Here is a 12,766-nt window from a genome sequence, read left to right as displayed (position 1 = left end):
GTGAATTTTGATGACGAAAATGAATCGCTACGCACTGGTGGCCGCGCTGGCGATATTCCTCTCCGGTTGTGTGGGGCAACGTGAACCCGCACCGGTTGATGAAGTCAAACCGGCGCCGGAACAGCCAGCTGAGCCGCAGCAGCCTGTGCCGGTCGTGCCATCGGTGCCGACGATCCCGCAACAGCCGGGCCCGATTGAACACGAAGACCAGACCGCACAGCCTGCGCCGCGCGTGCGCCATTATGACTGGAACAGCGCGATGCAGCCGATGGTCGGAAAAATGCTCCAGGCTGATGGCGTAACGGCGGGTAGCGTACTGCTGGTCGATAGCGTAAATAACCGCACCAACGGTTCGCTCAACGCGGGCGAGGCCACAGAGACTTTACGTAATGCGCTGGCGAATAACGGTAAATTTACGCTGGTTTCCGCGCAGCAACTGGCGATGGCGAAGCAGCAACTGGGTTTATCACCGCAGGACAGCCTCGGTACGCGCAGTAAAGCGATTGGCATCTCCCGTAACGTAGGGGCGCAATATGTGCTCTATTCCAGCGCGGCGGGTAACGTCAATGCGCCATCGCTGCAAATGCAGTTAATGCTGGTACAAACTGGCGAGATAATCTGGTCAGGTAAAGGTGCAGTCCAGCAACAATAATCTACTGACGCGCGACGACGTTTTGTCGCGCTACTTCCCGCAATATCATCCCGTCGCCGCCTGCCACAACGGATTAAGCGGCGGGAGTTGCATCATTGAACATGACGCCCGCCGTCTGGTGCTCCGTTGCCATCATGATCCCTTTGCGCCTGAATCTGATTTTTTGCGTCAGTATCACGCGTTGTCACGTTTACCGGAAACCCTTGCCCCCAGACCGCGTTTTTATATTCCCGGCTGGATGGCGGTGGACTATTTGCAGGGAGAGGTAAAATCTGGATTACCGGATACCGACGAACTGGCGGGCTTACTGTATCATCTGCATCAACAACCGCGTTTTGGCTGGCGTATTTCGCTGTTACCGCTGCTTATGCGCTACTGGCAGGGGAGCGATCCGGCACGCAGGACGCCGTACTGGCTACGGATGCTAAAACGGCTGCGAGCGGCGCGGGAACCTCGTCCGCTGCGTCTGGCGCCTTTGCATATGGATGTCCACGGCGATAACCTGGTACAGACGGCATCGGGGCTACGGTTGATTGACTGGGAATACGCCGGGGACGGCGATATCGCTCTGGAGCTGGCCGCTGTATGGGTAGAGGATGAGCGGCAGCATCAACGGCTGGTGAGATCCTATGCCGCCGTTGCGCATATCTGTCCGCAAACGCTATGGCGGCAGGTCAGGTTATGGCGCCCCTGGGTAATGATGCTGAAAGCCGGATGGTTTGAATACCGCTGGCAGCAAACCGGCGAACAACAATTTATCAGGCTGGCCGACGACGACTGGCGGCAGCTGAAAAAGAAAGGATAAGGAGAGCAGTGTGGGTCCAGTAATGTTGGATGTCGAAGGGTTTGAGCTGGACGCAGAAGAGCGCGAGATTCTGGCCCATCCGCTGGTGGGGGGGCTGATCCTCTTTACGCGTAATTATCATGACCCGGAGCAACTGCGCGAGTTAGTCCGCCAGATTCGGGCGGCTTCGCGCAATCATCTGGTGGTGGCGGTCGACCAGGAAGGCGGACGCGTACAGCGTTTTCGTGAAGGTTTTACCCGCCTGCCAGCCGCACAATCTTTTGCTGCGCTGCACGGGCTGGAAGAAGGGGGCAAACTGGCGCAGGATGCCGGGTGGCTAATGGCCAGCGAGATGATCGCGATGGACATTGATATCAGTTTCGCGCCGGTGCTGGATGTCGGGCATATCAGCGCAGCAATTGGCGAGCGTTCTTACCATGCCGATCCGCTTAAAGCTCTGGCAATGGCGACGCGTTTTATCGACGGGATGCATGCTGCCGGAATGAAAACCACCGGTAAGCACTTCCCCGGACACGGGGCAGTCACTGCCGATTCGCACAAAGAAACGCCAACCGATCCGCGTCCTGAGGCGGAAATTCGCGCCAGGGATATGTCGGTGTTCCGTTCGCTAATCACCGGGAACAAACTTGATGCGATTATGCCGGCGCACGTCATATACAGCGATGTCGATCCGCGTCCGGCAAGTGGTTCACCGCACTGGCTGAAAACGGTGCTGCGTGAGGAACTTGGTTTTGATGGCGTGATTTTCTCCGATGACCTGTCGATGGAAGGAGCGGCGATTATGGGGAGCTACGCAGAGCGCGGGCAGGCGTCGCTGGATGCGGGTTGCGATATGATCCTGGTCTGTAATAATCGTAAAGGAGCGGTCAGCGTGTTAGATAATCTGTCGCCGATCAATGCAGAACGTGTTACGCGTTTGTATCATAAAGGTTCATTTTCGCGTCAGGAGTTGATGGACTCCGCACGCTGGAAAACGGTCAGCGCCCAGCTTAACCAGTTGCATGAACGCTGGCAGGAAGAAAAAGCAGGTCATTAACCCGAGTTTTGTGTGAGGATGCGATGATTATCTATTTACACGGTTTTGACTCCAACAGTCCGGGTAACCACGAGAAAGTGTTGCAGCTACAGTTTATTGATTCGGATGTCAGACTGATCAGCTATAGCACACGGCATCCCAAACATGACATGCAGCATTTGCTGAAAGAAGTAGACAAAATGTTGCAACTGAATGTGGACGATCGGCCATTAATTTGTGGCGTAGGACTGGGTGGGTATTGGGCGGAGCGGATTGGCTTCCTGTGCGACATACGCCAGGTGGTATTCAACCCTAATCTGTTCCCCTATGAGAACATGGAAGGCAAAATCGACCGCCCGGAAGAGTATGCCGATATCGCAACGAAATGCGTCACCAATTTCCGCGAAAAAAACCGCGATCGCTGCCTGGTGATCCTGTCCCGGCATGATGAAGCGCTGGACAGCCATCGTTCGGCAAAAGAGCTGCATCATTTCTATGAAATTGTCTGGGACGAAGAGCAAACCCATAAATTTAAGAATATCTCTCCTCATTTACAGCGGATAAAAGCGTTTAAAACGTTAGGTTAAGCCGTTGTAACCCGATCACTCCCCTCAGAAACCAGCCTTCGGGCTGGTTTTTTTATGAGCATTCAGGCAGGGTTGTCTATCTTTTCAGCGAGAAAACTTGATGTACATCAATTTTGGTATGACCAATGCACCGTTCGTGTTATTCTCACTAGCGAAGTCACTTTGCATTACCGTAACTTGTTGTTAATTAAAGGCTATATTTATAACTTTTACTTAACAATTGGTTAATAAATTTAAGGGGGGGTCACGTTGACTACACCATTGAAAAAGATCGTGATTGTCGGCGGCGGTGCTGGCGGGCTTGAAATGGCGACTCAGTTGGGTAAAAAACTGGGTCGTAAGAAAAAGGCAAAAATCACGCTGGTGGACAGAAACCACAGCCATCTGTGGAAGCCGTTGCTGCATGAAGTGGCGACCGGTTCACTGGACGAAGGCGTGGACGCTCTGAGTTACCTGGCGCATGCGCGTAATCATGGTTTCCAGTTCCAGTTGGGTTCGGTTATGGATATCGATCGTGAAGCGAAAACGATCACCATTGCGGAACTGCGTGACGAGAAAGGGGAACTGCTGGTTCCTGAGCGTAAAATCGCGTACGACACCCTGGTGATGGCGCTGGGCAGCACCTCTAACGACTTCAACACCCCTGGCGTTAAAGAACACTGTATTTTCCTGGACAACCCGCATCAGGCGCGTCGCTTCCATCAGGAAATGCTGAACCTGTTCCTGAAATACTCTTCCAGCATGGGTGTTAGCGGTAAGGTCAACATTGCGATTGTCGGTGGCGGCGCAACGGGCGTGGAGCTTTCTGCGGAACTGCATAACGCTGTGAAACAGCTGCACAGCTACGGCTACAAAGGCCTGACTAACGAAGCGCTGAACGTGACGCTGGTTGAAGCCGGTGAGCGCATTCTGCCTGCGCTGCCGCCGCGTATTTCCGCTGCGGCGCATAGCGAACTGACCAAACTGGGCGTACGCGTACTGACTCAGACGATGGTGACCAGCGCAGACGAAGGCGGCCTGCACACGAAAGATGGCGAACACATCAAAGCTGACCTGATGGTGTGGGCGGCAGGGATTAAAGCGCCTGATTTCCTGAAAGATATTGGCGGGCTGGAAACTAACCGCATCAACCAGTTAGTGGTTGAACCGACGCTGCAAACCACCCGTGACCCGGATGTTTATGCCATCGGCGACTGTGCTTCCTGCGCACGTCCTGAAGGGGGCTTTGTGCCGCCGCGCGCTCAGGCCGCGCATCAGATGGCAAGCTGCGCACTGAATAATATTCTGGCGCAGATGAAAGGCAAACCGATGAAAGACTACGTTTATAAAGATCACGGTTCGCTGGTATCGCTCTCTAATTTCTCGACTGTCGGCAGCCTGATGGGGAACCTGATGCGCGGTTCAATGATGGTGGAAGGGCGTATTGCGCGTTTTGTTTACATTTCGCTTTACCGTATGCACCAGATTGCGCTGCACGGTTACTTTAAAACCGGGTTAATGATGTTAGTAGGCAGCATTAACCGTGTGATTCGCCCGCGTCTGAAACTGCATTAATCCTTACCGTATCGCCTGATGGCGCTTCGCTTATCAGGCCTACGGCTCGCACTGCATGTAGGCCGGATAAGGCCACCGGCCGCCATCCGGCATCAGCCCTCACCGTCTGTAGGTCGGATAAGGCCACCGGCCGCCATCCGGCGATTTAATCGCGCCATCTGCTTCAGAGTTCTCTGAATCGTGTCTGTTTGCCGCATAACCCCGCACTTTTCATCCTCTTTCTGATTTGCTTAACCCCACTGCTGGTTGCAAAATTGTTACTAATAGCAAAAAAGGAGGAATTCCCGTGAATAAATCAATGTTGGCGGGTATAGGGATTGGCGTAGCTGCTGCGCTGGGTGTGGCGGCGGTGGCCAGTCTGAACGTTTTTGACCGTAGCCCGAAATATGCGCAAGTCGTATCAGCCACACCCATAAAAGAAACCGTCAAAACACCGCGTCAGGAATGCCGCAACGTGACGGTCACGCACCGCAAACCTGTTCAGGACGAAAATCGCATTGCCGGTTCGGTGCTTGGCGCGGTTGCTGGCGGCGTGATTGGTCATCAGTTCGGCGGTGGTCGTGGTAAAGATGTGGCGACCGTCGTTGGGGCGCTGGGCGGAGGGTACGCCGGTAACCAAATCCAGGGATCAATGCAGGAAAATGACACCTACACCTCTACGCAGCAGCGTTGTAAAACGGTGTATGACAAGTCAGAGAAAATGCTGGGCTATGACGTCACTTACAAGATTGGCGATCAGCAGGGGAAAATCCGCATGGATAAAGATCCCGGAACGCAAATCCCGCTGGATAATAACGGTCAATTGATTCTGAATAACGACGCGTAAAAAAAGCTGTACTCTGCACGTTAGCCCCTCATTCGCTCAGGCTGAGGGGCTTTTTTTATCAGACGGTCAGGCGCTAAGCCTTCAGCATCTCCGGCCACAGCCGTAGGGTGGTGCGGGTTATCTGCATCAGCTTGTCAAACGTCGCGCCTTCACGCGCGCTGATCGACATTCCTTGTAAAATACAGTTCAGATATTCCGCCAGCGTTTGTGGATTGCAGTGCGCCGGAATTTCCCCGCGCTCCTGCCGCTGGCGCAAAAACTGGGTCAGCGTCTGCTCCTGCATCGCGTGGCGGGATTTCACCGTATGGGCGATTTCACGGGAGGAGGCGGCCAGTGTGGCGGACGTGTTGATCATAAAGCACCCGGCAGGGGTGTCTTTACTGGTGAAGCATGTCGCGACGGCGGTGAAATAGTCTTCCAGCGCGGACTCAACGCTTTTTTCTTCACAAAAGAGCTGGGCTTCATGTTTTGCCGCAAAGCGGCTGATATAGCGGTCCAGTACTGCGCGGAACAACCCTTCCTTGTTCGTAAATTCTGCGTACAGCGTGGGCGCTTTTGCGCCGGTCGCTTCCACGAGGTCGGCGAGCGATGTTGCTTCATAGCCGTGCTGCCAGAAGAGTGTCATGGCCTTATCAAGCGCGGCTTCCCTGTCGAACACTTTTGGTCGGCCACGGCTTTTTTTTACGCAACCTGTCGAGTCAGTTGTCATGATGCCGTTGTACCTTGTTGGGTTTGTTGAACAACCATTATAAAAATAATCCCGCTCAGTCTCCAGCGCATTCAGAAGAAAAATAATTCACCTGTATTGATATGAAAAATAAGTTCTTTTTAATTTATATAATGATCGTTATAAAAAAATGTTGACGTGTGACCTGGATCACATCTATGATTTACCTATCGATCGTTAAGTAAATATTTCGACACCGCTCATCTGCTAAAGGTCACTATCATGAAAAACGTAAAAACCCTCATTGCTGCCGCTGTACTGAGTTCACTCTCTTTCGCAAGTTTCGCTGCTGTTGAAGTTCAGGCGACGCCAGTAGATCAACAGAAAGTGGGCACCATTTCCGCAACCGCCGGGACTAACCTGGGATCTCTGGAAGATCAACTGGCGCAAAAAGCGGATGAAATGGGCGCGAAATCTTTCCGCATTACTTCGGTAACCGGTCCTAACACCCTCCACGGGACTGCGGTTATCTACAAATAAGCATTAACCCTCATTAATGCCACTGCTACTGCCACAAAAAAGCCCCGCTGTCTGAGCGGGGCTTTTTTATTATCCGACGTTACATCGACTGCTGCGTTATCCCGGGATGGCGGGTGACATCGACCGGCATTCCTGAACGCACTTCCATAACATGCTCCATAACGGCGGCATCGGTCTGTGCGGCATCTTTGAAAGCCTGCATTTGGCCGTTCAATACGATCGGCAATATTTGCGGATCGTCATCAATATTCTTCGATAACGGCTGGTGGACTTCTACCAGGCGCATGCCGCCAGGTTCAACGGACGCTTTGATCGGCGTATTAATAATGTTGACCTTCGTACCCGGCGTGACCTGACGGAACAGCGTCTCAATATCACCGTCACGCAGGCGAATACAGCCGGAACTGACGCGCATCCCGATACCGAAATCAGCATTCGTGCCGTGCAGCAAGTAGACGCCGCCATAAGCCGCTAAGCGGATCGCATGATGGCCCATTGGGTTATCCGGCCCGGCGGGAACCACGGCAGGGAGGTCTATCCCCTGAGCTTTGTAACGGGCGCGGATATTCGCCGTAGGTGTCCAGGTTGGGTTCGCGCGCTTATCCGAGACGGTAGTGACCATCGTTGGCGTCAGCGTATCGCCACCCAGTTGACCGATACCGATTGGATACACGGTCACCGAATTTTTTCCGGGAGGATAGTAATACAGACGCAATTCGGCGAGGTTAATCACAATACCTTCGCGCGGCGCATCCGGCAGTAAGGTTTGCAGGGGGATGGTCAGAACGCTGCCCGCGCGGGGAACGTAAGGATCAACACCCGGGTTTGCCTGTAGCAATGCTAAAAAACCGACATTGTATTTTTTAGCAATCGCCTCCAGCGAGCCGCCGTTGTTTTCGACAACGTGAAATGTATTTTCGCCCACCAGTTTGCTGCCGGGAGGAGGAAGCGGCCAGGTGTTCGCTTGCGCCGGTATCGCCAGCGCTACGGACGCGGCGAGCGTAAAAAACGCCAGCCAGCGGGAAAGTCGCATGTTATTCATTATCATCACAAATCAAAGGGTTATTGTAATAAATTGAGTCAATGATCATTATGGCGGGTTGTCATGTTTTGAAGTGCAAGAGAAGTGCAAAGTGTTGTAAATGTGGGCGAAAACGCGGGGGATGGCAGAGGGCATTACGCCCGGTGGTGCTGCGCTTACCGGGCCTACAGGGTATGCTTCCCGTAGGTCGGATAAGGCGATGTGCCCGGTGGCGCTGCGCTTACCGGGCCTACAGGATATGCTTCCCGTAGGCCGGATAAGGCGCTTGCGCCGCCATCCGGCGTCGTAGGGCGTTACGCCGCCGCGTTTTCTTCCAGTTGCGCCATAAACTGGCGCACCCAGTCCATACGCGTTTTACGCTCCGCTAGATCCTGAATAAACTTCAGGCGTGTCGGGCCGTCGAGGCGGAAGTGCTGCGGTTGTTTTTGCAACAGACCAATCAGCCAGGTTGGGTTTACGTGATTTTTCTCGGCAAACTCGATCGTACCGCCTTTCTCGTTGCCTTCCAGTTTTCGAATGCCCAGCTTCTGTGCCTGTTGGCGCAGACGCGCGATATCCAGCAGATTGCGCGCCGGGTCAGGCAGCAGTCCGAAACGGTCGATCAGCTCTACCTTGAGCTCCTCCAGCTCGTTTTCGTTTTTCGCACTGGCAATGCGTTTATAGAACGACAGACGCGTATTCACATCCGGGATAAAATCATCCGGCAGCAGCGACGGCATACGCAGTTCGACTTCCGTCTGCTGGCTGGTGAGGTCTTCCAGCGACGGCTCGCGTCCGGCTTTCAGCGCATCCACGGCGTTCTCCAGCAGCTCCATATACAGCGAGAAGCCGATGGTCTCCATCTGCCCGCTCTGATCTTCGCCAAGCAGCTCGCCAGCGCCGCGAATTTCGAGGTCGTGGGTCGCCAGCGCAAAACCGGCGCCTAAATCTTCCAGCGAGGCAATGGCTTCCAGGCGTTTTTGCGCGTCGGTCGTCATCGCTTTTGGATGCGGCGTCAGCAGCCAGGCATACGCCTGATGGTGCGAACGTCCAACGCGGCCACGTAGCTGGTGTAGCTGCGCCAGGCCGAAATGGTCAGCGCGCTCAATGATGATCGTGTTCGCGGTTGGAATATCAATACCGGTTTCGATAATGGTGGTACACACCAGAACGTTAAAGCGCTGGTGGTGGAAGTCGTTCATAACGCGCTCAAGTTCGCGCTCGCGCATCTGCCCGTGACCAATCGCGATGCGGGCTTCCGGCACCAGTTCCGCCAGTCGGTCCGCGGCTTTCTGGATATTCTCCACGTCGTTATACAGATAATACACCTGGCCGCCGCGCAGAACTTCACGCAGGATAGCCTCGCGCACCACCAGGTTGTCATATTCACGGACGAAGGTTTTTACCGCCAGACGACGGGCGGGCGGTGTGGCAATGATCGACAGATCGCGCATACCGCTCATCGCCATGTTGAGCGTACGAGGGATTGGCGTTGCCGTCAGCGTCAGAATATCAACGTCGGCGCGCATTGCCTTGATGCGCTCTTTATGCCGTACGCCGAAACGGTGCTCTTCATCGACAATCAGCAAGCCCAAATCTTTTAATTTCACATCGCTTTGCAGCAGCTTATGAGTGCCGATCAGAATGTCGATTTTCCCCTCAGCGACCTGCTCAAGGATCTGCGCTTGCTCTTTGGCGCTACGGAAACGGGAGAGCATTTCGATGCGCACCGGCCAGTTGGCGAAGCGGTCGCGGAAGTTATCGAAATGCTGTTGCGCCAGCAGGGTGGTAGGCACCAGCACCGCGACCTGTTTGTGGTTTTCCACCGCCAGGAACGCGGCGCGCATCGCCACTTCGGTTTTCCCGAAGCCGACGTCGCCGCACACCAGACGATCCATTGCCAGCGGTTGGCACATATCGCTCAGGACGGCGTTAATGGCCTGCGCCTGGTCTGGCGTGGTCTCGAACGGGAAGCTGTCGCAGAACAGTTGATACTGCTCGCGATCGTGCTTAAAGGCGAAACCTTCTTTTGCCGCGCGCTGGGCGTAAATATCCAGTAGCTCTGCCGCCACGTCGCGCACTTTCTCCGCGGCTTTCTGTCGGGCGCGAGACCAGGCGTCGCCGCCCAGTTTATGCAGCGGCGCGTTCTCTTCGGCGCCTCCGGCATAGCGGCTGATGAGATGTAAAGATGACACCGGTACGTACAGTCTGGCGTCGTTGGCGTAGGTGAGCATCAGGTACTCGCCCTTGATGCCGCCGGCTTCCAGCGTCGTCATACCCGCATAACGCCCCACACCATGCTCAAGGTGTACCACCGGCTGTCCAGGATGCAGCTCCGCCAGGTTGCGGATCAGCGTGTCGGGGTTAATCGTGCGGCGTGAGTCCTGACGGCGACGCGCAACGCGTTCACCCAGCAAATCGCTCTCGCAAATAAGCGCCAGATTACGCTGCGTATCGATAAAGCCATGCTCCGCAGCGCCAATCATCAGGTAACGTCCGGCGTCGAGCGCCTCATCCAGGCGCAAAATTCGTTTGGGTGAAATTTTAATACGGGCGAGCAGTTCCCCGAGCGCTTCGCGGCGGCCTTCGCTTTCTACGGAGAAAATGACCGGCCCGTTGAAGGATTCAAGAAACCTACGCAGCGCGTCCAGCGGCGCTTTTTGCTGCGCCTGTACCGCCAGATCCGGCAGTTTCTGGAAACCCAGATTGGTATTCGCCGCCTTACCTGGCAGATGTTCGGTTTTTAACTGTACGCGGGGCCAGCGTTTGAGTTCAGAGAACAGCTCATCGACCCGCAGCCACAGGGATTCCGGCGGCAAAAGCGGGCGCATAGGATCGACGCCACGGTTTTCAAAACGCGCCAGGGTATCGGCCTGGAAGCGTTCAGCGCTGTTTTCCAGCGCGCCGGTATTCACCAGCAGCGTGTTCGCCGGGAAGTAGCTGAACAGAGGCGGCAGCGTCTCGTTGAAGAACAGCGGCTGCCAGTATTCGATCCCGGCAGGCAGCGTGCCTTTACTGACCTGCTGGTAAATATGCTCGGCGTCGCGTTTAACTTCAAATGTGTCACGCCACTGGCTGCGGAACAGCTCGATGGCCGTTTTATCGGTCGGAAATTCATGCGCGGGCAGCAAATTGATGGCGTCGACTTCTTCCAGCGTACGCTGGGTATCGGCATCAAACAGGCGCAGGCTGTCGATTTCATCATCAAAAAAATCAAGACGATAGGGCTGTTCGCTGCCCATCGGAAACAGATCCAGCAGCGCGCCGCGAGTGGCGTACTCACCGTGTTCCATGACCTGATCAACATGGCGATAGCCCGCGCTATCCAGCTGTGCGCGCAGGGCGTCGCGCGACAAACGCTGACCCTTTTTCATCACCAGGGCGTGGCCGTGCAAATAACTGTGCGGGCAAACGCGCTGCATCAGCGTATTTACCGGAACAATCAATACGCCGCGCTGCATTGACGGCAACTGGTAAAGCGTGGACAGGCGTGAAGAGATGATTTCCTGGTGTGGGGAAAAGCTGTCGTAAGGGAGCGTTTCCCAGTCCGCCAGATTCATCACCAGTTGGTCGGTGAACTGGCGAACTTCGTCATGCAGGCGCAGGGCGTTTTGCATGTCAGGTGCAATAAGCACGATTGGGCCAGCATGGCGCTCGGCAATCTCCGCCACCAGCGTGGCGCAGGCGGCGCCGGTAAGCTCACCCAACTGGCGCTGATCGCCGGGTTTGGTTGGCAGAGTATAACGTTGTTGTTCAGGCATAGTGGTTGCAGGATCTCTATTGGGTATACACCACACTATGGGGGCATATCACTGATAAGCAATGCTCTTTATTATCCGTGATCGTTTCTCTTTAGCAAATTGATTCGCCCCCGGGAGGGGGCGAAAAGATTAACGCGAATAGCTGGTAACGGCGGGGAGTGAAGGCGGAGAGAAGAAGAGATCGGCAAACAGGCGTTGCGAAATTTTTCGGACGGTAAGGCCCGTCAGCGTGCAAATCAGCAGACTGGCAAAGGGGTAAACCAACAGCAGAGCAAACTCAAGCTGCGGCGACCATGCCGCGCCGTTGATTTTCGGAATCAACGTTAAGCTGAACGCTTCGACCAGGATACGGTGGGTTGTATAGATAGCAATAGTGTTTGAGCCGATGACATTCAGCAGGCTGGAAGAACGCATGCCGAAGCGCTGCTCATACTGATAGAAAAGCTTCATGATCAGCACAATCGACACCAGTGAGAGCAGCAGGGATACATTAGCCAGCCAGGCGATGACGGCGAGCAGCGCAATGCCCGCAAACGCGATAGCATAACGACGCAGTGGGACATGCTTAATCCACTCCATCAGCGTGGCGCCAAACCAGGCGCCGAGGCTGTAGTAAGGCAGGTTGCGGATCACGCTGTTCATTCCCCACCACGGCGTCGGCACGAAGTTTATCGTCACGCTCAGCAGTACAAACAGTACGAACAGTGGTTTTGCCCATTGGCTGAAGACTTTACACAGCACAAAATAGACAACCAGCGCATACAGATACCAGAGGCTGGTGCTGGCCGTCAGCATTCCGTGAATAAACTCGCCGACGGACCCGGCATAAGCGGCGTTGGAGGCATTGTTGATGTCGCGTTCGGGCGCCAGCCAGTGGTTGAGCCAGCTAAGCGCCAGCCATTGCGCCACTCCCCAGAGCGCCAGTACCCAGACAATGCTCCAGATCCGTTTATCAATACAGGTTCCCCAGGGCACGCTGTCAATATAGCGGCGGATCAGATACCCGGAAATAAAGAAAAACACCGGCATACGAAACGGCGCCAGATAGAGGTTAAAGTAGATCCAGCATTTCGTCAGAATCTCCGATAACGGATACTGGAAAGCGGTCAGGTGGGGATAGAACGTAATCACAGAGTGATAAATGACCACCAGGCAGATGCATAACCCTTTGATTTGGTTGATCCACAATTCTTTTTGTTTCATCAGGACGGCGTACTCGTGTTATTCAACATAGCCTGTGATCCTGCGGGCGGGGATCGGTGTTGTAATGCGTAACATTCTGTATTTTATTTTTTTAAGATAAAGATCAGGGTCAAGGGTGAGTATCAAGGCAGGTAT

Annotated in this window: 11 protein-coding genes; 7 read left to right on the top strand and 4 right to left on the bottom strand. The window is 54.6% G+C overall.

Annotation, left to right across the window (positions count from 1 at the left end; translation table 11 throughout):
- Window positions 1–10: 10 nt before the first annotated feature.
- From lpoB to OGX80_RS09510, 6 genes are all read left to right on the top strand, one after another.
- Window positions 11–652, top strand: a complete 642-nt coding sequence (gene lpoB / locus OGX80_RS09535) for a penicillin-binding protein activator LpoB (RefSeq protein ID WP_115181717.1) — start codon at window positions 11–13, stop codon at window positions 650–652.
- The gene (gene thiK, locus OGX80_RS09530; RefSeq protein WP_115181716.1) at window positions 633–1,457 is read left to right on the top strand and encodes a thiamine kinase; all 825 of its coding nucleotides are present in this window, start codon (window positions 633–635) and stop codon (window positions 1,455–1,457) included. Before lpoB ends, thiK begins: the two co-directional genes overlap by 20 nt.
- Window positions 1,458–1,467: 10 nt before the next feature.
- Entirely contained in the window at window positions 1,468–2,493 is a 1,026-nt protein-coding gene (nagZ, locus tag OGX80_RS09525; protein WP_024130435.1) for a beta-N-acetylhexosaminidase, read from the top strand.
- Between the two features lie 23 nt (window positions 2,494–2,516).
- Window positions 2,517–3,059, top strand: coding sequence for an alpha/beta hydrolase YcfP (ycfP, locus tag OGX80_RS09520; RefSeq protein ID WP_012132812.1), 543 nt, complete (start codon window positions 2,517–2,519; stop codon window positions 3,057–3,059).
- 249 nt (window positions 3,060–3,308) lie between these two features.
- The gene (gene ndh, locus OGX80_RS09515) at window positions 3,309–4,613 is read left to right on the top strand and encodes an NADH-quinone dehydrogenase (RefSeq protein WP_024130434.1); all 1,305 of its coding nucleotides are present in this window, start codon (window positions 3,309–3,311) and stop codon (window positions 4,611–4,613) included.
- Window positions 4,614–4,899: 286 nt separating this feature from the next.
- Window positions 4,900–5,439, top strand: coding sequence for a glycine zipper 2TM domain-containing protein (locus OGX80_RS09510; protein WP_024130433.1), 540 nt, complete (start codon window positions 4,900–4,902; stop codon window positions 5,437–5,439).
- Between the two features lie 73 nt (window positions 5,440–5,512).
- On the opposite strand, the gene comR is transcribed toward OGX80_RS09510, so the two are convergent.
- The gene (gene comR, locus OGX80_RS09505; RefSeq protein ID WP_024130432.1) at window positions 5,513–6,148 is read right to left on the bottom strand and encodes a TetR family copper-responsive transcriptional repressor ComR; all 636 of its coding nucleotides are present in this window, start codon (window positions 6,146–6,148) and stop codon (window positions 5,513–5,515) included.
- A gap of 240 nt (window positions 6,149–6,388) precedes the next feature.
- Between comR and bhsA the strand changes: the two genes are divergently transcribed.
- A complete protein-coding gene (gene bhsA / locus OGX80_RS09500; protein WP_047457498.1) occupies window positions 6,389–6,646 on the top strand; it encodes a multiple stress resistance protein BhsA in 258 nt (85 codons plus the stop codon).
- Window positions 6,647–6,725: 79 nt separating this feature from the next.
- Here the strand turns inward: bhsA and ldtC are convergent, their stop codons facing one another.
- The 3 genes from ldtC to OGX80_RS09485 all read right to left on the bottom strand — a co-directional run bounded on the left by ldtC (window position 6,726) and on the right by OGX80_RS09485 (window position 12,631).
- Window positions 6,726–7,691, bottom strand: a complete 966-nt coding sequence (gene ldtC, locus OGX80_RS09495) for a L,D-transpeptidase LdtC (protein WP_024130431.1) — start codon at window positions 7,689–7,691, stop codon at window positions 6,726–6,728.
- A 290-nt stretch (window positions 7,692–7,981) separates the two neighbouring features.
- Complete coding sequence (gene mfd, locus OGX80_RS09490) at window positions 7,982–11,428, bottom strand: transcription-repair coupling factor (RefSeq protein WP_104868794.1); 3,447 nt, start codon at window positions 11,426–11,428, stop codon at window positions 7,982–7,984.
- Between the two features lie 129 nt (window positions 11,429–11,557).
- Entirely contained in the window at window positions 11,558–12,631 is a 1,074-nt protein-coding gene (locus OGX80_RS09485) for an acyltransferase family protein (protein ID WP_012132800.1), read from the bottom strand.
- Between the last annotated feature and the right edge of the window lie 135 nt (window positions 12,632–12,766).

Source organism: Citrobacter sp. CK194 (assembly GCF_030333395.1).
Classification (GTDB): domain Bacteria; phylum Pseudomonadota; class Gammaproteobacteria; order Enterobacterales; family Enterobacteriaceae; genus Citrobacter_B; species Citrobacter_B koseri.
This window is presented reverse-complemented; position numbering and strand designations above follow the sequence as displayed.